This window comes from Ruegeria sp. F11, from assembly GCF_056533855.1.
On record NZ_JBQFOW010000021.1, the window covers coordinates 11,840 to 36,510 of the forward strand.

The window sequence follows — 24,671 nt, forward strand, 5'->3', positions numbered from 1 at the left end:
ATTTTATAATATATCAGATATTTTTTACTACGTATGATGAAATTGAGATTCGCAGACGCCCGGAGCTGTCGTTCATGGTGAAACCCGAAGAGGCTGGCGCAAGCCCCTCTCTCTATTCCTTGGCGCATCTGACGCTGATTGGCTGTACGCCGCCCGAGTTGGTCTATATCGCCGCGCGGGCCGGTTACGATGCCGTCAGCCCCCGCTTCATTCCGATGCATGTGCCCGGTGAATTCACCCAATCCCCGATCGACAAGGCACAGGTGCAAGCCACCAAAACTGCACTATCTACCACCGGCTTGAAAGTCCTTGATGTCGAACTTGCGCGCATCACCGAAGATGTTGATCCGCGTAGCTTTGAGCCCTCGTTGGAAATTGGCGGGGAACTCGGCGCCAAGCGTATGATCATGAGTGCGTGGACCAACACCCGCGATGATCGTGACTTTCTGATCGACGTCTATTCTGAGACCTGCGAACTGGCCGCACCTTACGGGATATCTGTGGACCTTGAGTTCCCAAGCTTTTCCCGCTTGCGCACTCTGGATGAGGCGCTTGATATCGTGCGTGCTTCCGATCAGCCTAACGGCGGTATTCTGGTCGATACGCTTTATCTGCACCTCAGTCGCGTTGATCTCGGAGAGCTTCTGCACGTCCCCTCGGAGTTGTTTCACTTCCTGCATATCTCCGATTGCCTTCCCGGGATCGCCGATACGCGAGAGGGTATGATCCAACTGGCCCGCGATGCGCGGCTCTATCCCGGCGAAGGCTGGATTGACTTCACTGGCATCATCGAACGGATGCCGCCCGTCGACTACTCCATTGAATTACCCAGCCAAAGCCGCGTTGCCGAGTTGGGATATGAAGAACACGCGCGTCGCTGTCTCAGCCACGCCAAGCGAACTTTCGGCGAGGCGCGGTCACAGCGCCGTATGCCCGATGCAGCCATTCTAAAACACCAAGAGGATCATCATGGGCAAAGAGCTCACTGAAAACGACCGACAACTCGCGACCGATATGCTGGCACGCGCCCGCGCTGCCATGGCCGAGATCGAGGATTGGGATCAGGACAGGCTGGACCGCCTGTCTCAGGCAGTTGCGTGGTATGCTGGGAACGAGAAGACCTTCACGCGTCTGGCCCAGCAAGGCGTGGACGAAAGCGGTATAGGAGATCGCGAAGGGCGTCCTGCGAAGCGCTTCAAGATTCACATGGTGCTGCGTGATGTCTTGCGCACACCTTCGACCGGTATCGTCGAGGTGGATGAGGAAAAAGGTCTGGTGAAATATGCCAAACCTGCCGGTGTGATCGCGTCTCTGATCCCGATGACCAATCCAGCAATGACACCACCGGTGACCGGTGTTTCCGCCGCAAACGCCCGGAATGCGGTCATCTTCAGCCCCCATCCGCGAACCGCCCATACCACCTTCGAAATGGTCAAGGTCATGCGCGCAGCCTGCCGTGCCGCCGGTGCCCCCGAAGACCTATTCCAGTCGATCCGCAAACCATCGATCCCGTTAACACAGCACCTCATGGAGATTTGTGACCTGACTCTGGCAACGGGTGGCAAGCCGATGGTCAAAGCGGCCTACAGTTCTGGGCGCCCAGCCTATGGTGTTGGCGCGGGCAATTCGTCCATCGTCATCGATGAAACCGCCGACCTGGACATCGCCGCGCAGAACACTCGCATTTCAAAGACGTCCGACTTTGGGTCTGGCTGTTCGGCCGATGGAAATATCATCATCCAGCGCTCTGTTTACGACGATATGGTCAAGGCGCTTCAAGCCGAGGGCGGCTACCTGTGTACGGATGAAGAGAAGGCCATGCTCCAGGCGGCCATGTGGGATGAAAAGGGAAACCGTACGTTTCCGACCATCGCCTGCCCGCCGCAGCAAACGGCCAAAGTCGCCGGTTTTAGCATCCCCGAAGATCGCAAGTTTCTGATGGTTGAAAATCAGGGGCAAATCGGCCCGCAGTACAAGTTTTCCAAGGAAAAGCTGACCACGCTGATGGCGCTTTATCATTTCGACACGTTCGATGACGCGTTGGAAACGGTCAGCCAAATCTACGACACCGGGGGCAAGGGCCATTCCTGCGGCATCTACAGCCACAATGAAGATCATATCGACCGGCTCGCGCGCTTGGCCCCGGTCAGCCGCATGATGGTGCGACAGCCACAATCGAAGGCCAACGCAGGTGCCTGGACCAACGGCATGCCCATGACCAGCAGCCTGGGCTGCGGCATCTGGGGCGGCAACATCACCAATGAAAACGTCACTATGAAACATATGATGAACTACACCTGGGTCAGCCGTCCGATCCCCGAGGATCGCCCCTCGGAGCCGGACCTGTTCGGTGAGTTCTACGGGCAGGAGGTCGCGTGATGGACGGGGCAAAACTGGACGGCAAAACAGTCGCGGAACATATCGTCGACTTTCTCGAACGCCGTGACGTTAAGCATGTGTTCGGGCTTTGTGGCCATACAAACATCGCAGTTCTGGCCGCGTTGGCCGAAAGCCCAATTGATTTCGTCACGGTGCGGCACGAACAAATCGCCAGCCACGCGGCAGACGCTTACGCCCGCGTGACGGGCAAGGCCTCGGTGGTCTTGTCTCACCTCTCCCCAGGTTTGACAAACTGCGCCACCGGGGTCGCCAACGCGGCGCTGGACTGTATCCCCATGGTCGTGATCGCAGGTGACATTCCCACGCATTACTACGGCAAGCATCCGCATCAGGAGGTGAACCTGCACGCGGACGCCGCCCAGTGGGAGATCTATCGCCCCTTCGTCAAACGTGCTTGGCGGGTAGATCGTGCCGACCTGATGGCCGAAATCTTGGAAAAGGCGTTTCATCTGGCTGAAAGCGGTCAACCCGGGCCGGTGCTGGTCAATGTGCCGATGGACATCTTCTCCGAGGTGATCCCTTCGGACAGCTTCGATCGTATCCGCGATAACACGCGCGCGCTCAAGAAACCATCGATTGACGACGAGACAGCGCGAGAGATTGTCGAAGCGCTGGCGAAGGCCGAAAACCCGGTTGCCTATGTCGGCGGCGGTATCCTGTTGGCGCAGGCCAGTGAGGAGTTGCGCGAGTTTGTTGAACATATGGGCCTGCCCGTAGCGCATTCCCTGATGGGCAAGGGCGCGCTGCGGGATGACCATCCGCTCGTGCTGGGAATGACCGGGTTCTGGGGCACCGAGCTGGTCAACCAGTCCTGCCTGAATGCCGACTATATCTTTGCTGTAGGCACCCGGTTCAAAGAGGCCGATTGTTCCAGCTGGTATCCCGGCTATACGTTCAACATTCCCGGCTCAAAGGTCATTCATATCGACATCGAACCGCAGGAAATCGGCCGGAACTATCCCACCGAGATCGGCGTCGTTGCTGACGCAAAGGCCGCGTTGCGCGTCCTCAACCGAGGCGCCCACGAGATGTATCCTGAAGGCTTCAAACGCCCCGCGCTGGAACAGAAGATCGCTGGCTTCCGGACGGATTTCAAAGCGCGCAACGTGGAAATGGCGACCTCGTCGGCTTTTCCTATGATGCCCGAGCGTATTCTGGCAGATACCCGCAAGGCACTGCCTGAGGATGCCATCATCACCACGGACGTCGGGTGGAACAAGAACGGTGTCGGGCAACAGTTCGACATTTTGACGCCGGGTTCAATCCTGACCCCAGGCGGGTTCGCGACGATGGGTTTTGGCCCTCCAGGCGCGATCGGCGCGAAACTGGCAGCACCTGATCGAGTCGTACTAAGTTTGGTTGGCGATGGAGGATTCGGTCAAAATCCGTCGATGCTGGCAACAGCAGTCGAACTTGATCTGGGCATAATCTGGCTAGTCATGAATAATAACGCTTTCGGAACTATCGCAGGGCTGCAAAAGGCGCATTACGGTCTGACATACGGGACCACATTCCCTGGATCAGCCGCAGTTCCCGCAAACGGACCGGGTTATGCAGACATAGCGCGAGCCTACGGAGCGGAAGGGCACAGACTCAGCGCTGCCGACGAACTGTTGCCCGCACTGGAAGCGGCAATCGCCAGTTGCAAGCCAACCGTGCTCGATGTGCCAATGATCAACAACCCAACACCAACGACCGGACACTGGAACATCTTGGACATATACTCGCCGGACAAAGAGGTATCTCACGTCGCGACTTGACGAAACTGGGCGCGTTCAGACGCGCCCAGTTTATTGTGTCAATGCTCATCCTTGTTCCAGCAAATATCAACAGCTTCGTCGCGGCGTAGTCTTCGTTGTTTTGTGTCTGAACTTTTTTGTTGGTGAGTTACTTTCACCGAAGCACGTGAGATAATTTCAAATTGCGATAACACCGAAGTATGTGAGTTCTTAGCGTTCAAGTTTTCGCTCCCTCAGCGATGGCAGGTTCGACGGGATGAGTCGCAGCATCACCAACAGGCAGCCAAAGGTCCGCTTCTCTAATTGGGCGTTTGGGTCAAGCTCGATTTCCTTCTTTGGTCGGTATCATTGTCGCTCATCCGTGTCACGCTTCTCTTCGCAGTCTGGGTGATACTGGGTGGGGCATCACTGCACGCATGTGTCGGATTGGTTGTGGAGAACCTCACTTAGGCGATTTGGCTGGTTCGACAAAATTCCAATACCAACGGTCGCGCCTCACGTCGCAGGGTCACTTAGTGCGCGATCTGTGAGTTCGAACCAGACCAGATTTTGCGGCTGCGGCGAATGGCGGCAATGCGGGAGCCGGTGCGGCATCCGAGCGGTGCGCTGGATGTCCGCAATGGGCCGGATACTGCCTTCCGAGATTTGCCGACCGGGCTACCATCCCCAAATAGACTGGTAGACGAAGTGAATCATAAGCGTACAAAGAGCAATGCCGCACAGGTTGAGCCAGAGACCCGTTCGTGCCATGTCGATGATCTTCATATCCGGATTTGAAAACACAATTGCGTTTGGCGCCGTTGCGACTGGCATCATGAAAGACATGTTTGCAGCAAGCGCAGCCGGAACCGCCAGCAAAAGCGGGTTCCAGCCGAAACCGACGGCAAATGCGGAAACGACCGGCAGTATTGTTGCGGCGGAAGCCGGGTTCGACATGATCTCGATCAAGAAAACCATCATCGCAATGACCAGAAACACCATTGCAAGAACCGTGATATCTATTGCTGAAACCTGTTCCCCGATCCAGTCTGCCAGCCCGGCACTCTGATATCCCAACGCCACGGCCAGCCCGCCTCCGATCAGGATCAGCACATTCCAGGGCAGTTTCACGGCTGTTTTCCAATCCAGTGCGAAATCTGTCATATCCGCGTTCACCGGGGTCGCAAAAAGCAACAAGGCGGCGATCAGGGCCACACCGGTATCTGTGACTGGCAAACCGGTGAATTCTGCGATCTGGTCCCCGAAGATCCAACCGGTTGCGGCCAGAACAAAGACTGCCGCAACAGTTTTTTCAGCCCGCCCCATTGCTGGAAGACGGTCTTGTTCAATGCGACCCGCGTCAGCCAGGTCGTTATCCGCCAAGCTTTCGCACCGAAACAGCACAAAGCTGAGCATAAGCCAGGCAATGATCAACATAACCACGGTGATTAGAAGGCCGATTATCAGCCAGTCAATGAACTCGACCGTAATTCCATACTCACCGGACAGGATCGTTGCCAGCAACGCATTGACGGGTGAGCCGATCAATGTGGCCATTCCTCCGATGGATGCGCTGTAGGCCACGGCAAGCATCAGGCCAACGGAAAAGCGGCGCAACTCATCCGAGGTCGCGACCTTGCTTTTGATGAAATCGACGACCGACTGTGCAACGACATACATCATGATCGTTGCCGCCGTATTGGTGATCCACATCGACAGGAATGCGGTTGCAATCATGAAGCCCAGGGCCAGATTGCGCGGCCCCGTGCCTGCCCTTGAAAAAATCGCAAGCGCGTTGCGCCGATGAAGGCCGGCGGCCTCAATCGCCATGGCCAGCATGAAGCCACCCAGAAACAGGAATATTAGAGGGTGGCCATAGGCCTGTGTGACCGTGCCGATCTCGGCAATTCCATCGAGCGGCATGACGACGACCGGTAGCAACGCAGTGGCGGCCAGAGGTATGGCCTCACTGAGCCACCATGCAACCATCCAAACCAGCAAGGCAAGCAACGTCCAACTCGCCTTGGACATATCAGACGGTGGATCAAGCGAACGGACAAGGAAAAACAGGATCGGGCCCGACAATAGTCACAGGAACACACGCCCTCGGGAACGGGCTGACTGGACTTGAAGCTCCTGCATAATACCAACCTTCGGCGCAACAAATCACCGACGATGTTCCTGCGCCGTACTCAAGACCGCGCATTTCTTCAGACTAGGGCAAACATCTGGGTTATGTCATCTACAAGTTTCTTGTTCGGGCTTTGTGGTGACAGGTTAAATCGCTTAAGCGTTTCAAGGTTTTGCGTTTTCCAATCCGGATAGGCTTGTTTCGAGCAGTGTTTTCAACTTTGGGCGCCATATTGCAGTCCAGACATCTTCGCGCGTCACTAGTGAGATGTTGCGAAGCAACGGCAGTGGCTCACAGGTCAGAGTAGGAACCTGATCTGCACCATACCGCAGTATCGAACCTCTGTCTTTCGGTCCCTGGTTTGGCGTTTTTCTAATACGTCTTGCGGCACTGTTGGAATAAAGGGCCTATGGTCACCGGCGGTTTATGATCTCCTCTCGCAGGGATGAGCCGGTGCTATCTGGCGATGCGGGCTCGATGTTTCTCGGTCCAGTCCAGGCAGGATCGCAGCAGGTCCAAATAGAGCCGGGGGCTATAGCTGTCGTGATCCGCGCCGCGATAGCCGACCAGATGCGCATTCGCACCTACGCGTTTCAGCGCGCGGTAGAATTCCTGCAACTGGGTGAAAGGCACGTTGTCATCCAACAGCCCGCCCTGAATCAGGATCGGGGTGGTGACACTTTTGACGTGAAAGATCGGTGAGCGGTCGAGGAACATCTGCAGATTGTCGATGAAGCTGCCGCCAAGATACCAACTGGTCTGAAAATACCCGTTTGTGCCTTCGAGGCTGATATAGTCAGTCTCACCCGCGATGGGGCAGGCTGACTTGAACCGGTCGGTCTGGGTCACGATCCAGCTGGTCAGGGTCCCGCCGTTGCTTTGCCCCATGACGAAAAGCTGCTCGGGGTCGGCAAGCCCTGCGTTGATGACGTGATCGACGCCGCTCATGACGTCCTGATAATCGGGCCCGCCGAAATGGCCAATCAGATCCTCGCGGAATGTGCGGCCATATCCCAAAGTGCCGCGATAGTTCACACGCAGCACGAAATAGCCCCGCGCAGTATAGGCGGGCGTTGCAAAGAACTTGATCAGCGGCAGGTATTCATTGAAATCGGCCCCGTTCGGCCCGCCATGGAGTTGCACCACAAGGGGATAGGTCTGGCCGGGTTGATAGGTCTCGGGATAGCTCAAAACGCCCTCAACCTCGGTGCCATCCAGCGAGGTCCATTGCACAAGCTCGGTCTTGCCCAGCGGGATTGACAGAGAGTCATCATTAACGCCGCTGATCTTTTGAGGGGCGAAGGTCCGAATGTCGCTCAGGTAGATCTCGGGCGGTGTGGCCGAGGTTTGGCCGATAAAGGCGACTTTGTCGTTGTCCGGGCTGACATCCACATAAGACGAAGTCAGATAGGTGTTCAGCCCCGGTACCGCGATATCCTCGGGCGCGCCGAACACTTTGGTGAAACCGGCACCATCCACCGGCATCCGATAGAAGGAATAGCTGACCCGGTCGTTTTCGATGTAATAAATGCCCTGGGCATCCTGCGCCCATTGCCATATGAAGGGCAGCCGGTTTTTCGAGGCAGGTAGTTCGACCACCTTGGCACCGTCCGTGGGCCACAGTTTGATGTCCCACAGAAAGGACCACATGAATGCGCCGGGGGCGTTTATAAAGGCGATCCACTTGCCATCGGGCGCGTAGCGCGGGAAATATTTCCAGTTGTCATTATCCGTGGCGATTGGTGTAATCTTGTGGCTGGTGGTGTCCACGACCGAAAGCTGCGCTTTTGTCCAATAGTCCAGCCCGGGGCGTTCCTGATGGGCAAACACCAGCGCCGAGCTGTCTGGGGCCCAGTCGTAGGCCCAGTTCCCGCCCCATGCGCTGACCGAAAACGCGGCCTTTTGTGTCAGGTTCACGGGCGCGGTGCCTTCTCCATCTTCCCAAAGCCGCGTCAGCCACAGATGGTTTTTGACATAGTCATCCGCATCATCCAGCGGTGGTACAACATAGGTCGGATCGGCCATCACAAAAGCGATCGATCCGCCATCGGGGGACCATTTGAAACTTTGAATATCGGTCTTTTGGTCGGTGACAGGTTGGCCGTTGCTGCCTCCTGTCGGCACTATCCAGATGTTGTTCGTACCCGACTCTGATGAAAGATAGGCAACATACCCGCCATCCGGCGACCATTGCGCGCTCGAGATATGGGGCGACGCCGATAACAGCGTCCGGATGTCCTGGCCCGACAGATCAGAGATGACGAACTCGGTCAAATACGCGTCATCCGGCAGCGAAACACTGTTTATCCCGTAAAGCAGATGCTGGCCGTCCGGTGAAAAAGACAGGTCCGACAAACGCTTGACCTTCAGGCTTTGCTCGGGCGTCCAGTGATGCTGGGCCTCGGCGGTCAACACGGACCATAGGGTAGCACCGACTGCAAAAGCCAGCACGCGTGTCAGTCGGAATAATGCCATTGCGATCTCCATGGGGTTTCACGGCGGATAAGCGACAGTTCGATGGGTCTGCTGCCGCGCAAACCAGCATCGCGCGTTGTTTTGGATGCGCGGCCACCAAACAGTTGCATTTAACAAAATCCAAAATACTATTCGGAACGGTATATTTGTCCGAGTCTTATTTATGAGCAACAGATACTTGCTTCTATCCACATCGCGGGATCTGCCGGTGTCGATGGCTTCACAACCCGTCTGGACGCCTCCGATGTCATTGGCCGCATAGGTGCGGGTGTCGAGGTCTTTAACGACGGTTCGCTAAGCGTAAGGGCACAATACAAGGCTGATCTGGCATCAGACTATCGCTCGCAAAGCGCCGAGTTGCGGCTTAGCATGCGGTTTTGAAGCCGTGCAAAGGAAAGGATCAAGTATGAAGGTTCGGGCAATCATCGCATTCCTGTTTCTGAGTTTCGGACTGTCATTCTGCACCCCGATTGACTCGGTTTCACCTGAACAATGTGCAGGCGGCGATTGGGCGGGAATTGGCTATTCCGACGGCAAAGCCGGTCGGTCCGAGGGCTATTTTGCACGTCACCAAGAAGCTTGCGCCAAGGTCGGCATCACGCCGGACCTGACCGCCTGGCGGTCCGGCAGAGAGCGCGGGTTGCGGGAATACTGCTCACCTCAGAACGCCTATGAGGTCGGGCGCAGCGGGTCCGAGCTGTCGAATGTCTGCCCCGCATCCGCAGTTACAGACCTGAACCGCGCCAATGCCAAGGGCCGAAAATACCACGCGATCGGGCGCGAGATCAGCAGCCTGCGCACGCAGTCAAGCGACATTGACACTAAGCTGTTTTTCCTGGGCACGCCGCAGAACAAAGAACAACGGCGCGAGCGTCAGGAATTGCTGAGACAGCAAGAGCAGATCAAGACCCGGATAAGCACGCTGGAACTGGAACGGATCGATTATTCGGTTCTGTGACCGCTTTGGTTCTGGTGCGATCCGGTAGCAGTCCGGGGGTTTCCCCCGGGCGCTGCGCATCAGGTAAAGGGCGGCGGCACCGGACCGTAGCGGTTTTCGTCCCCTTGCGTCGGACGGCTGAGCCACCAGACCATGAGAATTCCAAGCACCAGTTGGACAACGAACGCAAAGAAGAGCCCGCCCAGCCCCAAAATCGCAACTGACGCGTCTGGGCTGCCTGTATCGCCGGCTGAGTTTACCGATGCTCCGAAGGCCAATATCCCTAGCACCAGCCCAAGCGTTATGAACAATGCGGTTCCCATTGGCAGCAAAAGATACCAACCTGGACGGCCTGTGTCGTGTAATCGCCGCCATCCTGCTGCCATTACCGGCAAGAAGATCAGTAGTGAGAACAGGGTGGAAATCGGCTGACTGCCAATGCCTGTTTCAGTGCCCTTGCCAAAAAATACGCCGTCCAGGATGGAAAACAGGATGCTGACCAACAGAACGAACAGAGCAAACCACCAATATTCCGGACGGCGTGCACGACCGGAGAATGTCACGTATTTTCGGATACAGGTCGTCACCGCGTTTGTAAATGCAGTCATCTTTCAGCCTCGCAATTCAGTTTTGCTTCCGGGAAAAAGTGTCAGGTTCGACCGGGAAGCAAGTTAAAGATTTTTTAGCTAAGCACCATGTGGGCAAAGCCGACTTTGGGACCTCTGTTCCATCACCTAGTGTCTTCGCATTCCGGCTCGTTATCTTCGGCGTGACGGGCCCGAGGGGCGCAACATGTTGGTTCTCATCGGGCTGGGCGTTTTCGCGATCATGTGCGAAACGTGGGTGAGGATGTTCAGTCAACAAGCGTGGATGTTCGGTTCCCGGCGCAGACAGTCTGGGATGTTCTGTGCCTTTCAACTGGTCTCGCGGGTGTCCGCACGTGTGCCGGAACCACCGGGGATGGGCGCGGGCTGCGCCTGACCATACGGGGTGGGATTTTGCAGTGAAACGGGGGTGATGGCGCATGGAAAAACCGGCTTTCAAGATTGATTTGAGAAGGATGATCCTGCCCGACCGTGCCTGCGGACCGGGCAGGGCATATGGCGCTATGCTTCGATGTGATCGAATTGCCCCTTGGGCCGCCGCTGCTTGACCGGTCGTCGGTCGACCCCAAGAAAGAGGACTATGTTTTTGGCCACGAAGATCGAGGAATAGGTGCCCACGACGACGCCAAAGGCGATCGCCAGCGCGAACCCGCGGATCACGTCCCCTCCGAACACCAGCAGCGAAAGCACGGCCGCCAACGTGGTGACCGACGTCAGGACCGTGCGCGTCAGCGTCTGGTTCGCCGACAGGTTCAGCACCTCGCGCAGCGGCATGCCGATATGACGTTTCAGATTCTCGCGGACCCGGTCAAAGACGACCACCGTGTCGTTGATCGAATAGCCCAAGATCGTCAGCAACGCGGCGACAAAGGCCAGATCGATCTTCAGCCCCAAAATCGCAAACAATGCCAGCGTCAGCAGCACGTCATGTGCAAGAGCGACGACAGCACCCACCGCGAACTGCCACTCGAACCGCATCCAGACATAGCCGAGGATGGACAGCACACCGCCCCCGATTGCCAAAAGCGCTGCCCGGACCAGTTCGGGCGAGACCTTTCCACCAATACTTTCGCTGGCCGTAAAGCTGAGGCCGGGGTCGACCTGCCACAGCGCATCGCGCACCTGTTGCATCTGGTCCGAGGACAGTGCCGCCCCGCCGTCATTTATGGCGGCAAGACGAATGCTGGCGGCATTCATATCAGCGTTGCCAACGCCAAAAATCTCGGACACGGCCACATCGGCGAGGTTCAGGTTACCGAGCGCCGCCCGGTACTCGTCCAGCAGCAGGACATTGGGCGTTTCGACCCGCAGGCTGGTTCCTCCGGTGAAATCGATCCCAAGGTTCAAGCCAAGCGTCGCAATGATCAGAACCGCCGAGATCACGGTCGCGGCTGACGCTCCGAATGTCGCGCATTGCCAGCGAAAGAAATCAAACGCCGGTCGCCGCCCAAGAAATCTGAACAGCCCCGTCATCGGTAGCCGCTTTGGGTGTCGCCATTCCAGCCAGTTTTGCAGGATGAGTTTGGTGATCACCAAGGCCGTAAACATCGAGGTCAGGATGCCCAGCCCAAGCGTAAGGGCAAAGCCGCGCACCGGCCCTGCGCCCAGCCAGAACATCAGCGCGGCTGTCAGTAATCCGGTCAGGTTTGCGTCGAGGATCGACGAAAACGCTTTGTCAAAACCTTTCCCGACGGCGCTCCACAGGTTGCGTTCGTTGCGCAGTTCCTCGCGAATGCGTTCGAAGATCAGTACATTTGCGTCCACCGCCATACCCAGCGTTAGCACGATACCGGCAACGCCCGGCAGGGTGAGGGTCGCGCCCACAAATGTCAGCACGGCCGCGAGGATGACCATGTTCATCGCCAGCGCGGCCACCGCCACAAGGCCCAGCCTGCCATAGCTGGCCACCATAAGCGCGCAAACCGCGATCAATCCGATCACCGCCGCCTTTAGCCCTGCCGCGATACTGTCGCTGCCAAGCTCGGGCCCAACCGTCTTTTCTTCGAGGAAGGTCAGCTCGGCAGGCAAAGAGCCGGATCTAAGCAAGGTGGCCAGATCGGTGCTGTCCTCGACAGTGAACTGCCCGGTGATGATGCCGCTGCCACCGGATATATGCGACTGGATGATCGGCGCAGATAGCACTTCGCCATCCAGCACGATGGCAAAGGGGTTGCCGATATTGGCGGCGGTAAAATCGCCGAACGCGCGCGCTCCGGCGGGATCAAATCGGAACGAAACCGCAGGACGCCCGTTTTCGTCAAAGCTCGGCTGCGCGTCCGTCAGATGTTCGCCCGACACAATTGGCCTTGGGTCAAGTGGGTAGGCGACCTCGGGCGTTCCGGCCAAGGGCAGGGTTAGGGTGTCACCATAAGCCCCGCCGCTGCCCGGCACGACAGCATGGAAAGAAAGCTGGGCGGTGGTGCCGACCAGCGTCTTGAGCGCCTCGGCATCTTCAAACCCGGGCACCTGGATCAAAATACGATCCTCGCCCTGGCGCAGGATCGTTGGCTCGCGCGTTCCGGCCTCGTCGATCCTCTGGCGCACGGTTTCGAGGCTTTGGTTCACAAGCTGATTGGTCAGCGCCGCTTGATCCGTTGCGGAATACCGCAGGTCAAGGAAACGGTCTTTGGACGACACGTCCAGATCGGGTGCCGCCAAGCCTTTGCTGTCCACGACAATGGTGGCCAGCCCCTGCGCAATCTCAAGCGCCTGATCCGATGCTTCCGCAGGGGATATAGCGATGCGCAGCACACCCGAGGGGGCCTGAACCTGTCTGACTTGTATCCCCTGGTCCCGCAGGGCATCTCGCAGAACCGGCCACAATCCGGCAAGGCGCTGGTCGATTGCGCCCGGCACGTCCACTTCGGCCAGCAGATGAGCGCCGCCGCGCAGATCAAGACCCAGATTGATCAGACCCGATGGCAGCCAACCCGGCCAGCTTCCCTCGGTACTATGCTCGGGTATTGAGTTACGCGCGTCAACGCGCTGATAGAATACGTTGGGCAGGGCCAGCCAGATGCACAGCAGGCAAATGCCCCAAACGCCAATGCGTTTCAGGAGTGTTGGTCGTTCCATGATCTCACTGTGGCGAAGCCGGGCGTACAGCCCGCGCTTTCACCGGTTCCATTTTGTTGTTCTGGAAAGGCAAACGCCGACACGCGCCGAAAAACGGCGCGGTCAGGCGGGCTGTCAGATCATGTCAAACGGGGGTGCGCGCGAACGATACGCGTCGGCAAGGCCTTGCCGCAAAGAAGGAGGCGCACGGGGTGAAGCCAGATGCCAAGTGTGCCGCTCCGGCATTGTCCGAGGCTGAGGCAAGAGCCACACGGTGTCTTCCAACACGGCGCCACCGATTGCGGCAGTTGGTTCCGCCCGCTGTACCTTGGTCTGATTCGTGATGATTGCCCTTGCGAGGTGATTGGTAGTCGTTTGCAGATGTTCGACCCTCGAAACGGTCGGCATCTGATATTGTCGCAGTGTCTCGCCAAATGCCCCGACGACCATAAAGACCAGAACCAAAGCGGTCCTGATCATGGCAAATGGAAGTTGGGCGCGGTTCCTCATCGTCGATAGTTGGGTTCCCACGCCCGAGTTTTCAATCTAGCGGGCTCGTCCTTATTAAGCTTAAGAGGGCCTTGTCAGAAGAACTTGGCTTGAGGCGAGCAGGGTGTTCTCGTAGCCTTTGCGGATGATTAAACGATCGCCCTTCAAGTACATCAAAACCAGTCCCGAGGTCATTCGTCTGGCAGTCATGCTGTATTTTCGGTTCCCATTGTCGCTTCGACAAGTGGAAGAGTTATTGCACAAACGGGAATTGAGGTGAGCCACGAAACCCTTCGCTATTGGTGGAACCGCTTTGGCCCGATGTTTGCCTCCGGGACTAGACAAAGGAGAGTCAAGCAACTCCGAGCTCAATCCCATCATTATCTCGGCGATGATGCCCTGTTCGTAGCTTCTCACACACCAATGGCGTTCAGCCACTCGCTTCCAACGATTGTATAGCCGACAGCCAGCCCCAACCCCATAGTAAGGATCGGCAGAAGAAAACGGCGCTCCGGTGGGGCACGCTGATCTGTCAGAAACAGGAACGCAGCACCCAGACCGCCCGCCATGACGATCCGGGCGCAGGTAATGTCGAGTGGCGTGAAATCGACAACGGCCACGCGGGTCGTAACCAAAGTACCGCTGAAACCCAACTTACCGAGTATGCCGAGAGCGACACCGGCAGACCGGTTCGGGATGGACACGCTAGTGCCCAAAGCCATCCGGCGTAGTCACTATCTGTGCTTTTGGTGCCTTGTGCAGTGTTTCACTATCGACCCGGCTCAGGGCGCAGGACAGTCGCAGAAACCATAGACGCAGCGAATACATATGTCAGTCTCCGTTGAAGCTGAGGGGTTAACTTGAAGTGAATGCCTTCAGTTCGACTCACCTTGAGCCGCCACCGGGACTGGCATCGGTGCGGGGCTTGTGGATGGCCACTCCGATCATGACGAGGACCACGCCTAGAACATCCACTGCACTCGGTATCTGGCGCAGAACGATGACGCCGATGATCGTGGCGGTTGCAGGCAAGAGGGCGAGCAGGAAGGCGAAGCTGGCGCGCGGCAGGCGGGCCATTGCAAGCTGATCGCAGACATAGGGGATAACAGACGAGCAAATGCCGACCGCAATCCCGGCCAGAACCAGAAGCGGTGCGCCGAAGGCGTCGAGAGCTTGCAGGAAGCCGATGGGCATCACGAAGATGAACGCAGCCGTCATGGCCGCCCCGAGACGTTCTACACCACCAGAAGCGCCGCCTTCGGAAATCTTGTGACCGAGGATGATGTAGAGGACGAACAGAGACCCGTTCAGCACCGCCCAGAACAGGCCCAGAAGGTCAGACGTGAGGGCAGGTCCATCCGCAGCCAGGAGCGATGGCACGTCTATCAGGAGCGCCACGCCGATGATAGCGAAGGCGAAGGCCAGATAGTTTCGCCCCGTGCGCAGGCCCCAAAGAGCGATCCCGATGGTCCCGACGAACTCGATTGCAGCGACAAGTGAGATCGGCAATCGGTCGAGGGCCAAGTAGAATGAACTGTTCATGATGGCGAGGCAGCCCCCGAGCGCAATAAGAAGCAGACGCTCGCGGGGCGACGATTCCTTGAACGTGCGCCAAGGCTTCGTGATGGGTGCAAAGACCAAAGCAGCCGACGCGATACGGAACCAGGCAACGCCAAGCACACCAACGACCGGAAAGAGCAGAACCGCGAAAGCCGGGCCGAGATAGTGGAAGACAGCCGATATGCCGAACCATGCGTGAGGGGGAACGGCCTCGGACATGCGCGACATGGCTCCTGTGGCGTTGGCGACGGCGGGGTTTGCGGGGGCTTGATTTGACATGCATCTATAATGCAAGGTGAAAACAGATCACCATATGGGAAACTTATATGTCAGTAACCGAATTTCATGCCAGAAAGAAGGAAAGGTCACTCGATAACCTTCGATCCGGAGAAATCGGTCTCGACAGCATCGACGCTGCGATTCTGCGCGAACTTTGCGCGGATGCCCGTATTCCCCGTGCCGAACTCTCGCGCCGCGTTGGTCTGTCCGCCCCCAGCGTGGCGGACCGCGTGCGTCGTCTTGAAGATGTCGGCGTCATCACTGGATACGGCGCGCGCATCGATCCCGCGCGCCTTGGCTATGGCCTGACGATCCTGATCCGCGCCCGCCCGCTGCCCGGTGAGATGAAAAACATGATCGAAGCCATCCGGGAAACGACCCAGATCGTCGCTTGTGATCGTGTATCCGGCGAGGATTGCTTCGTTGCGCGGGCGCATGTCCGCGACGTAGCCGAGATGGAGGCCGTGATCGACCGGATCGTGCCTTTCGGCGCAACCAACTCTTCAATCGTCCAGTCGTCACCCGTCGAAGAGCGATTGGTCGAACTCTAAGTCCGGGACTGAAAGCGGACCTTAGTCAAGTGGCAGGTTTGTCCGCGCTTCTGACCATAGGCATTACGCCGATCTAGTGGTGGTGGCGAACGTCCGGTTCGGTGACGCTGCACTGCTGCGATGATTGGCAGGATGAAGGTCTGGAAAGGGCCGGAAAACGTTGATTGTGATTTTGTTGGAAAATCACCGTCCCAGCCCTTCAGCAGCCCGAAAGTGTGGTGCCGGAAAGTTGGCACCACGTTGATACTACTTGTCGGTCACGTCCGATATCCATGTTCCTGCGGCGACAGCGCGCGGCAAGCCCAGAGGGCCGATCGCCAGAAGCGCAACCTGCTCCATATCTTCGGCCGAGATGCCTTCGGCCACCCCTCGGCGGCTATGCGAGTGCACGGCACCTTCGGATGCGGCACCAATTGCAAGCGCGAGTTTGACGAGGCGGCGTTCCCGGTCGGTCAGTGAACCCGCCTGTGCGGTTGCTGATCCAAGCGCGGCATATGCATCCCAAATCGTCGGATGTTTTGCGGCAAGCGCCCCTGCGGCGCCGGGCAGATCTTTCGTCATCTCAGTCTCTCCATCCTGTTAGTTTGTCCCTGCAGCGATAATGTCTTCAAACGCATTCTTGGCTTTCTTGGGCATTTTCGCGTCAAGGAACCCATCGGGCATGTCACCAGCGCCGACTTGAATGACCATTACCATACCCATGCCAAGATGTGGTTTGCATTTCACTCCGATCATGCCTTCGGCGGTCAGTTCGACCTCGATCTCTTCATTGATCTTACCGACAAAAGGCTCTTGGCCTTCGGGGACCATGCCCTTGACGGTCTCAGCATTGTGACCTTTGTCCGCCGCGCGGAAGACCACAACGTCACCAACCTGGGCCGAGACAAATCGCGGCTCGAATACCATAGCACCCGCTTCGCCGCGATTCAGCATCTGGACCTCGATGGTTTCGGCAAGCGCCGAAATCGGGGCAAGCGCCAGCAGGGTGGCGGTGGTCAGGGATTTGAGTTTCATTGTACGTTTCCTTGTCAGGTTCTAAAGTTTCATCCACCAAGCGCGGACATATGGCGCGTCACAGCAGGTTTGGACATTTGCGAAAGATCGAAGCGGTGGCGCTCTGGCTTCATCAACAGCGCACTTCGAATGGTGGACGATGCCTCGCCCTCGGATCGGCGCAGGGGCGCGCGCAGATCAACCGATCCTTGGTCGCCCATGCAGGTGTAAAGGCGTCCGGTGCAACTGACCCGCACCCGATTGCAGAGCGCGCAGAAATTGCATGACATCGGGGAAATGAATCCAAGCTGACCGCCTGTCTCTGCAACCTGCACGTAACGCGCCGGACCGCCAGAGCTGCGGTTTAGCGGACTCAGTGTCCATCGGCGCGCCAAGTCCGATTGCAGATCGCGTAGGGACAACGCGCTGTCACTTCGATCCAGACCAGTATCGCCCAGTGGCATTTCCTCAATCAGCGTCAGGCCCATGCCGCGCCCATGGGCAAAGCGGATCAGATCGTCGACTTCGTCTTCGAACGCGCCACGACTGGCAACTGCGTTCAGCTTGACCTTCAGACCCGCGTCCTGCGCGGCATCCAGCCCGGCCAGAACCATGCGAATATCACCAAGCCGGGTCAGGCTGCGGTATCGATCCGGGTTCAGCGTGTCGAGCGAAACGTTGACTCGCTTTACCCCGCACGCCGCCAAATCATCTGCGAGGCGCGCCAGCAATGTGCCGTTGGTGGTGAGTGTCAGTTCATCCAGCGCGCCAGACCGCAGATGCCGCGATATATCTCGAAACAAATCCATCACATCGCGACGCACCAGAGGTTCGCCTCCGGTAATGCACAGCTTGCGGACACCGCGTCGGATGAAAATATCGCTGAGGCGGGCCATCTCCTCGAGGCTCAGAAGGTCGTGCTTGGGAAGAAATGACATCTTCTCGGCCATGCAATAGGTGCAGCGCAGGTCGCAGCGGTCGTTCACGGACAGACGCAGATAGGTAACGGTTCGGCCATAGCCATCGACCAGCGGATCGCGCGCTTTGCTTCGGGCCGTCGACAATGCACCGATGTGCGCAGTTTGGTTGTGGGTCGGGTCAGAAGGGTCGGCATTCGCGCCGAAGCCGCTGCTCGTATTGTCCAGCATCAGACCCTCCTGCATGTAAATGGGAGACTCGTAACGTGTAGCGCGGCCGGGTATTAACCCGGCCACGCTGATCTTGGGTGTTTTAGTTTGCGTCGGCTGCGTTCATCATCAGGTATTCCATGATGAGTTCGCGCTCGCCGTCATCAAGACCGGCCCGTTCGAACATGGACGGTACGATGCCTCTCCATTGTTGTTGCGTATAGTGGGTCACTTCCCTTGGGGCGTGACAGACGGTGCAACGCTGGAAGAACATCTTTTCACCCGGTGTCATGTCGGCATAAAGAGACGCAGTCAAAGCTTCGAGCCGGTCCAGACCAAGCTTGTCGTCGTCAATCGCAGCAAGCTCCATGTCTTCGATGATCGCAGGCTTTTCATAAGCCATATTCGGGCCTTCCGGGTCTTCGCATTTGCGCATTTCGATCAAGACCGTGTTGGCGGACGTGGCCTCGCTGAGACCCGAGGCGCGCTGCGTAGAGGTCAGGAAGTTCACCAGACCCGAATTACAACGCCCCTTGCTGTCCAGCGACGGCCAACACCCTTCGTAGATCGAGACGACGCCCGGCATGATCTCGTCGCTGACAACGGCCCCGGCGATCACGGTGCCCCGGTCGTTGTAAAGTTCGACCAGATCGCCATCGGCGATGCCGCGTTTTGCGGCGTCATCGGCGTTGATCCGAACCGGTTCGCGGCCCTGTACCTTGTAGATACCCCGCAGCGATTCGGACTGGTCCATCTGGCTGTGAAGGCGATACCACGGGTGGGGCGACACGACATGCAGCTGGCCTTCTTTGGCGTTGCCGAGATACTCGTGTTTCTCCATCCACATTGGCATGCCGGGGCAATCCTCGATCTCCATCTTCGCGATATTTTCGCAGAACATTTCGATCTTGCCCGATGCGGTGTGCAACGGGTTTGCGTCCGGGTCAGAATAGAAATCACCGTGGCGCACCCATTTCCGGGCCTCTGCAGGAACCGGCATCCGGGCGTAGCCCTTTTCCCAGAACTCCTCGAACGGAGTTTCCTTGGCCGCATCCGATGCCTCGTAGGCCAGCTTGATGTGATACATTTTGTCTTCACTGTCAGTGAACTGTGCCCACAGTCCCAGCTTGTCGGCCAGACCTTCGAAAATCTCGTAATCGGGCAGACTTTCGCCAACGGGCTCGATCACCTTCTTCATCGCGTAGACCCGGTCGTTCGAATAGGTGCCGCCCGAAGTAATATCGTCCTGTTCCAGCGTCGAGGCTGCAGGCATGACGATATCAGCCCAGCGGGTTGCCGCTGTCCACCACACATCGACCGAGACGATGGTCTCGACCTTCTCAAGCGCGCGGATCAGCCGGTTGGTATCCTGCTGGTGCGACATGAAGTTGTTGCCAGCGTTGAAGATCATCTTAATGTCGGGGTAGGTGTTGGTCTGCCCGTTATAGAAGAAATCCACGCCCGGGCTTTCCAGCGCCTCGGTAATGCGCGAGGCCGGTACGATCTTCTTGACGAAGTTCCGGCCCTGACTCATGCCGACCGGTGTGGCGTTGCCGCCCTGCGGCATACCGCCGTTACCGTAGTGCCACGAGAACCCGACACCCTCGCCCGGTTTGCCGATCTTACCAAGCAAGGCCGCAAAGTTGACCAGCGACCAATAGGCCATTTCGCCATGCTGGGCACGCTGGATGGCCCAGGAACCAGCCATGCTGGTTTTCGAGGACGCGATGAGTTCGGCGAGATCCTTGATCTCCTGCTCGTCGATGCCGGTGATTGCCGAGGCCCAGGCGGGTGTTTTTGGCGTGCCGTCGGTTTCACCTTTCACATAGGCAATCCACTTGTCGCTGCCGACCGTGTACTTGTCCATATAGGCTTGATCTTGCAGCCCATTTTCCAGGGCATGATAAGCCATCGACAGGAACAGGGCGGTATCGGTGTTCGGTATGATCCGCTTCCATTCCGCGTTCAGATAGTCGTCGCTGGCGGTGCGCTGCGGGTTGATTGAGATGAACTTGACGCCCGCGTCGCGGATTTCTTCCCAATGAGCATACATGCCGTGGTCGGCTACGCGGTATTCGATCCGGTTGTTCTTGATCGGGTCACAGCCGACAAGCACGAACAGTTCGGTATTGTCACGGATGGTTTCCCAGGCGGATTGTGCGGAATAGACTTCCATGTCGCCGATGATATGCGGCAGGCAGACCTGACCCGCGCCGGCCGACCAGTCGCCTGCGGTGTTCGTGCAGCCGCCCATGAGGTTGATCAGACGTCCTTGCAGAACATTCGGACGGAATACACCGGCGTTCGACCAGCCGCCATAGGACGAGCTGAAGATCGACTCGTTGCCGTGATTGGTCGCGGTATCCAGCAGCGCCTTGGCGGTCAGGCTCCAGGCGGTATCCCAATCGACGCGGACATATTCTTCCTTGCCACGCAGTTCGGGCTTGATGTCGCCACTTTCCCAACCTTCCAGATAGGATTTACGTACCATCGGATAGTTGATCCGGCTCTTGTCATAGGTCCGGTCCATGACGCCGTAGGCCAGCATTTCAGTGGGACGGGCGTCAAGCTCCATGATTTTGTTGATGCCGATCAGTTTGCCATCGCGGACCACGGCCTCAAACGGACCAAAGTGGGTCGCGTGGAACGTGCGCCCCCCGAACGAGTTGGGGTCAAGCGCTGCAAGCGCCGTGGAATTCATCAGAGCGGTTGCGCCAAAGGTGGCGATACCCCCTTGCAAAAAGGCGCGGCGTGTTGGCGTTGAGAAAGACATATCGGACCTCCTGTGGCTGGCGTCTGGGTGCACATTATTCTTTGGGTGAAGCTGTCACCTTGATTGCGCACAACTGCGGTTGTCCGAATATGTAAAGAAATGTAAAAGCGGCCTATGGCGCAGCATATCCTTATCGTCGAAGACGATCGCACAACCCGAATGCGACTTGCCGCTTATCTGCAGGAGCAGGGGCATCGCGTTAGCATGGCCGAAGATGCGGACGCGATGGAAAGCATCATCGAATACGATCCGCCGGACCTGTTGCTCGTCGATATCAATATGGATGGAAAGGATGGTCTGACGATCACCCGTGAACAGCGGGCGAAGTCCCGGGTCGGTATCATCCTGCTGACAGCCCGCGATGATCAGGTTGACAAGATCGTCGGCTTGGAAATGGGTGCCGACGACTATGTGACCAAACCCTTCGACAAACGCGAGTTGGCGGCCCGTGTGAAAAATCTGCTGGCTCGGATTGCGGATATCGGGCAGGCTCCCGAGGGCCCTCCGCCGGTCGAATTGTTTGGTGTTTGGTGTTTTGACCGCATTCGGCACAGGTTGGTCTCGGCCGCAAGAACAGAAACGCTCACACCGCAAGAATTTGCCATCCTGACGGCGTTGGCCGATCATCCCGGGCAGACGCTCAGCCGTGCGCGGCTGTCCGAGCTGATCGGCCGCAGCTCAAGCCGCGCCAATGACCGGATGATCGATGTGGTGGTCGGACGGCTGCGCAAGAAGCTGGAAAAAGACCCGGCCAATCCCGAATGGATTCTGACCCAACATGGTCAGGGCTATCACTTCGTTGACCCGGCCTCGACCTGAAGCCCCGCCGCTGCTGCAGCCGCTTCAAGGGTAGCCGCCGCAGTCTTGGCACTGGCGCAAACCCGATCCAACAGGGCTTCGCTGGCAGCACCGTCTTGGGCCTCCAACTCGGCAAGTAGCGTGCACAGGGCTTCAAGCCGGAAGTTCGAGGCAGCGCCTTTCAACCGATGGGCAGCCTTGCGTTGCTGCTCGGGCCGTGCGGATTTGATCACTTCGACCGCCTCGGGCAATGCGTGCAGAAACTCGGATACGATCAGCCCGGTTGTTTCGGGGCCAAGATCTGAAATATCGCTGCGCAGACTGTCCAGAACTGCGGTTTCATGCCGGGGCGGTTCGGTCGGGCTGTCGGGCGAAAGAACTTCCGTCAAAGCTCGGGGCGAGATCGGCTTGGCCAGAATGCGTGCAACACCCAGCCGAGCCCGGTTCTGTTCCGTGTCGTCAATCAGATGCGCCGTCAACGCGACCAGCATGGGCACGTATTCCCCGGTGCCGATCCGTGCGGCCACCTCCTCGCCCCGCATGTCCGGCAAATCAAGATCGATCAGGACCAAATCGAAGCGATTGTCATGGCAGCACTTCCATCCTGCCATTCCGGTTTCGGCTTCCTGCACCTGACAGCCCAGCCGCTCCAGATACCCCCGTGCCACCATACGGTTCACGGCATGGTCGTCGATCACCAGCACGTTGCTATTGATATCAGCTTCGGACAAGTGGGCTTCGTCTTCGGCCACGCGATCGGCATCGCCCGGCATCAACGGGACGGTCAGAGTAAATCGGGTGCCGACGCCGGGTTCACTTTCGACACTCAGCACGCCACCGAGCGCTTCGGTCAGATTACGCGAGATGGCAAGACCCAAGCCAAGCCCCTCAATACCTGCGCGCTTTACGGCTGCTGTCCGCATATAGGCATCAAACGCCTGGGCGATCGCCTCGCGTGTCATACCAATTCCGGTGTCGGCCACCGTGAAACTGACAACGGGCTGTCCAGTGTCATCCGCCATCGCATGGTCCACAGTAAGCGTGACGGTCCCACGCTTGGTATACTTGACCGCGTTCGAAATCAGGTTGCCCAAAATCTGGCGGATCTTCACAACATCGCCGAACAGCACCGGGGGCGCGGGCTCTGTGAGTTCGACAACGGTTTCCAGCCCTGTCTTTGCGGCCAGCGACTGCAACTGGTGACCAAGCTGGCCAACCAGATCGCGCAGGTGAAAATGCAAAGGGTTCGTGCGATTGCCGCTGTCTTCACTGCTCGCATAGTTCAGAATGTCATTGGTGATCTCGAGCAATTCGCGGGCCGAGCGGTGTGCCGTTCGCACCCGGTCTTGCCAGGCCTTGTCCGTCACTTCGGTCTCCAGCAACCCCAGCATCCCGATAATACCGTTCAGGGGGGTGCGGATTTCATGACTCATCCGGGCGAGAAACTCGGTCTTGCTGCGGTTTGCTGCTTCGGCTTCGGTGCGCGCCGCATCCGAGGCCTGCATCTCGGCAACGACATCGCCGGTACGTGCGATCACCGCCTCTTCCAGGTATTCGCGCAGTTCGGCAGCTTCGCTTGCACGGCGCCGCAGGATGTTGAGGGCTTTTTCCATACGCCCGATCTCATCATGGCCACTGATCTGCATCGGAGCGCCGTAGTCCCCTTCCGCCACGGCTACTATGCGTCGGGCCAGCTCTCCCAGACGGGCGACTAGCTGCCGCCGGGCGTAAAGCCACAAGATCGAACCTGTGATCACCGCAGCAGCGACCACCACAAGCAGTGCGATGTTCATCACCGACGACTGCCGTTCCGCAGCTGCAATCTGAGCGACCCCCTGGGCCTGCACGGCGTCACGAGCCTGTCGGGCTTGCGACGACAGACTGGCGATCATGGATTGCAGGCGTTGGCTGTCATCTGCAATCGCCATCTGCAAAGTGATCCTGTCCCGCTGCAGATCGACCAACCCATCCTGTGCAATGGCCTCGTGCAGCTGGTGCAGCGCAACCTGTGCTGCCTCCCGCGCCGTAGGGGTCGGTAGGTAACGGATCCGGCGATCGGCCAAAGTCAGACGATCAGAGAGCTCGGCGCGCAGATCCGCCAGCGCATCCGATGCGGAAATCATCTGTACCTGCTGCAGCTTCAGCCGGATCGCATCAACCACGTTTGCAAGTTCGGTCAACCGTTCGAAGGCAAAGAAATGGCGATCCGCAAGCTCGTCGAGCGCCGGGCGCGGGTCGCCGTCAGACTCGGTATAGATCCCTACGATGCCCGCTGTTATCCTCAGACGCGCCAGATCGGTCTCGTCGCTGATGAGCGAATCCAGTTGGCCCGCTAGTTGGATGATCTCGTTTGTTTGTTCCGCGGTCCGGGTGGCAAGTCGCAACTCCTGCTGACCGTTCTCGGCCATTTGGGCGACAATTTCGCTGGCACGAGATTCTGGCCCTGTGCCCGCCATAGCGAGGGTCATGCCTTGCAAGGCCTGAACCCCCCGTTCGATGCCTTCGACGGTCTGGCCAAGCGCAACTGAAATGCGATCAAGATCATCGCTGGTATCCGCCTGCGTGAATGCCGTGGCGAGCGTTCCGACAACTTCGGCAGAGGCACCGATCCGACTGGCCAGCTCAATCGCGGGCAGGTTGGTTTCGATTAGCTCGTTCTGCGTGCGTATGAGATATCGGTTGACGGCAATCGCGACGATACCCACCATAATGGCAAGCGCCCCCATTGCTGAAAGGATCTGGATCAGCCGCGTGTCAAATCTCGTCCGTCGCATTGTCAGA

17 protein-coding genes and 1 pseudogene are annotated in these 24,671 nt (G+C 58.0%); 7 read left to right on the top strand and 11 right to left on the bottom strand.

All coding sequences use genetic code 11. The features are described from left to right. Nucleotides 1-74: 74 nt before the first annotated feature. The 3 genes from ACR0NJ_RS19785 to ACR0NJ_RS19795 are packed head-to-tail and all read left to right on the top strand — an operon-like array spanning nucleotide 75 to nucleotide 4,160. Entirely contained in the window at nucleotides 75-989 is a 915-nt protein-coding gene (locus tag ACR0NJ_RS19785) for a sugar phosphate isomerase/epimerase family protein (protein ID WP_480818809.1), read from the top strand. After that, nucleotides 970-2,379 (top strand): aldehyde dehydrogenase family protein, encoded by a 1,410-nt coding sequence (locus tag ACR0NJ_RS19790; RefSeq protein ID WP_480818810.1) that lies wholly within the window; start codon nucleotides 970-972, stop codon nucleotides 2,377-2,379. The genes ACR0NJ_RS19785 and ACR0NJ_RS19790 overlap by 20 nt, the downstream gene beginning before the upstream one ends. After that, on the top strand, nucleotides 2,379-4,160 hold the full coding sequence (locus tag ACR0NJ_RS19795; RefSeq protein WP_480818811.1) for a thiamine pyrophosphate-binding protein: 1,782 nt from the start codon (nucleotides 2,379-2,381) through the stop codon (nucleotides 4,158-4,160). The genes ACR0NJ_RS19790 and ACR0NJ_RS19795 overlap by 1 nt, the downstream gene beginning before the upstream one ends. A gap of 636 nt (nucleotides 4,161-4,796) precedes the next feature. Here ACR0NJ_RS19795 and ACR0NJ_RS19800 read toward each other — a convergent pair. Next, entirely contained in the window at nucleotides 4,797-6,203 is a 1,407-nt protein-coding gene (locus ACR0NJ_RS19800; protein ID WP_480818812.1) for an SLC13 family permease, read from the bottom strand. Between the two features lie 502 nt (nucleotides 6,204-6,705). Continuing rightward, nucleotides 6,706-8,724, bottom strand: coding sequence for a S9 family peptidase (locus tag ACR0NJ_RS19805; protein ID WP_480818813.1), 2,019 nt, complete (start codon nucleotides 8,722-8,724; stop codon nucleotides 6,706-6,708). Nucleotides 8,725-9,130: 406 nt separating this feature from the next. Here ACR0NJ_RS19805 and ACR0NJ_RS19810 point away from each other — a divergent pair, with 406 nt between their 5' ends. Continuing rightward, nucleotides 9,131-9,682: a DUF2799 domain-containing protein gene (locus ACR0NJ_RS19810; RefSeq protein ID WP_480818814.1), complete on the top strand. Its 552-nt coding sequence runs from the start codon at nucleotides 9,131-9,133 to the stop codon at nucleotides 9,680-9,682. 59 nt (nucleotides 9,683-9,741) lie between these two features. Here ACR0NJ_RS19810 and ACR0NJ_RS19815 read toward each other — a convergent pair whose 3' ends face one another. Continuing rightward, nucleotides 9,742-10,269: a DUF805 domain-containing protein gene (locus ACR0NJ_RS19815; RefSeq protein ID WP_480818815.1), complete on the bottom strand. Its 528-nt coding sequence runs from the start codon at nucleotides 10,267-10,269 to the stop codon at nucleotides 9,742-9,744. Between the two features lie 498 nt (nucleotides 10,270-10,767). Next, a complete protein-coding gene (gene secD, locus ACR0NJ_RS19820) occupies nucleotides 10,768-13,341 on the bottom strand; it encodes a protein translocase subunit SecD (protein ID WP_480818816.1) in 2,574 nt (857 codons plus the stop codon). A 613-nt stretch (nucleotides 13,342-13,954) separates the two neighbouring features. Here secD and ACR0NJ_RS19825 point away from each other — a divergent pair. Continuing rightward, nucleotides 13,955-14,157: pseudogene (locus tag ACR0NJ_RS19825) on the top strand (IS6 family transposase); the annotation flags it as partial. Nucleotides 14,158-14,222: 65 nt separating this feature from the next. Here the strand turns inward: ACR0NJ_RS19825 and ACR0NJ_RS19830 are convergent. Together ACR0NJ_RS19830 and ACR0NJ_RS19835 are read right to left on the bottom strand one after the other, a co-directional pair. Next, nucleotides 14,223-14,531, bottom strand: a complete 309-nt coding sequence (locus ACR0NJ_RS19830) for a hypothetical protein (protein ID WP_480818817.1) — start codon at nucleotides 14,529-14,531, stop codon at nucleotides 14,223-14,225. 163 nt (nucleotides 14,532-14,694) lie between these two features. After that, nucleotides 14,695-15,588, bottom strand: coding sequence for an EamA family transporter (locus tag ACR0NJ_RS19835; protein WP_480818818.1), 894 nt, complete (start codon nucleotides 15,586-15,588; stop codon nucleotides 14,695-14,697). Between the two features lie 107 nt (nucleotides 15,589-15,695). Here ACR0NJ_RS19835 and ACR0NJ_RS19840 point away from each other — a divergent pair, with 107 nt between their 5' ends. Next, nucleotides 15,696-16,199, top strand: a complete 504-nt coding sequence (locus ACR0NJ_RS19840; RefSeq protein WP_480818819.1) for an Lrp/AsnC family transcriptional regulator — start codon at nucleotides 15,696-15,698, stop codon at nucleotides 16,197-16,199. 246 nt (nucleotides 16,200-16,445) lie between these two features. Here the strand turns inward: ACR0NJ_RS19840 and ACR0NJ_RS19845 are convergent, their stop codons facing one another. The 4 genes from ACR0NJ_RS19845 to ACR0NJ_RS19860 all read right to left on the bottom strand — a co-directional run bounded on the left by ACR0NJ_RS19845 (nucleotide 16,446) and on the right by ACR0NJ_RS19860 (nucleotide 21,092). Then, nucleotides 16,446-16,760 (bottom strand): carboxymuconolactone decarboxylase family protein, encoded by a 315-nt coding sequence (locus ACR0NJ_RS19845; protein ID WP_480818820.1) that lies wholly within the window; start codon nucleotides 16,758-16,760, stop codon nucleotides 16,446-16,448. Between the two features lie 18 nt (nucleotides 16,761-16,778). Then, nucleotides 16,779-17,213, bottom strand: coding sequence for a pseudoazurin (locus ACR0NJ_RS19850; protein WP_480818821.1), 435 nt, complete (start codon nucleotides 17,211-17,213; stop codon nucleotides 16,779-16,781). A gap of 29 nt (nucleotides 17,214-17,242) precedes the next feature. Continuing rightward, the gene (moaA, locus tag ACR0NJ_RS19855) at nucleotides 17,243-18,340 is read right to left on the bottom strand and encodes a GTP 3',8-cyclase MoaA (protein WP_480818822.1); all 1,098 of its coding nucleotides are present in this window, start codon (nucleotides 18,338-18,340) and stop codon (nucleotides 17,243-17,245) included. 82 nt (nucleotides 18,341-18,422) lie between these two features. Beyond that, nucleotides 18,423-21,092, bottom strand: coding sequence for a molybdopterin-dependent oxidoreductase (locus ACR0NJ_RS19860; RefSeq protein WP_480818823.1), 2,670 nt, complete (start codon nucleotides 21,090-21,092; stop codon nucleotides 18,423-18,425). A gap of 114 nt (nucleotides 21,093-21,206) precedes the next feature. Here ACR0NJ_RS19860 and ACR0NJ_RS19865 point away from each other — a divergent pair, with 114 nt between their 5' ends. Then, nucleotides 21,207-21,911, top strand: coding sequence for a response regulator (locus ACR0NJ_RS19865; RefSeq protein WP_480818824.1), 705 nt, complete (start codon nucleotides 21,207-21,209; stop codon nucleotides 21,909-21,911). On the opposite strand, the gene ACR0NJ_RS19870 is transcribed toward ACR0NJ_RS19865, so the two are convergent. After that, nucleotides 21,884-24,664 carry an ATP-binding protein gene (locus tag ACR0NJ_RS19870; RefSeq protein ID WP_480818825.1) on the bottom strand — a complete coding sequence of 927 codons (2,781 nt, stop codon included), beginning with the start codon at nucleotides 24,662-24,664 and terminating at the stop codon, nucleotides 21,884-21,886. The two genes, ACR0NJ_RS19865 and ACR0NJ_RS19870, sit on opposite strands and share 28 nt — an antisense overlap. Nucleotides 24,665-24,671: the final 7 nt, after the last annotated feature.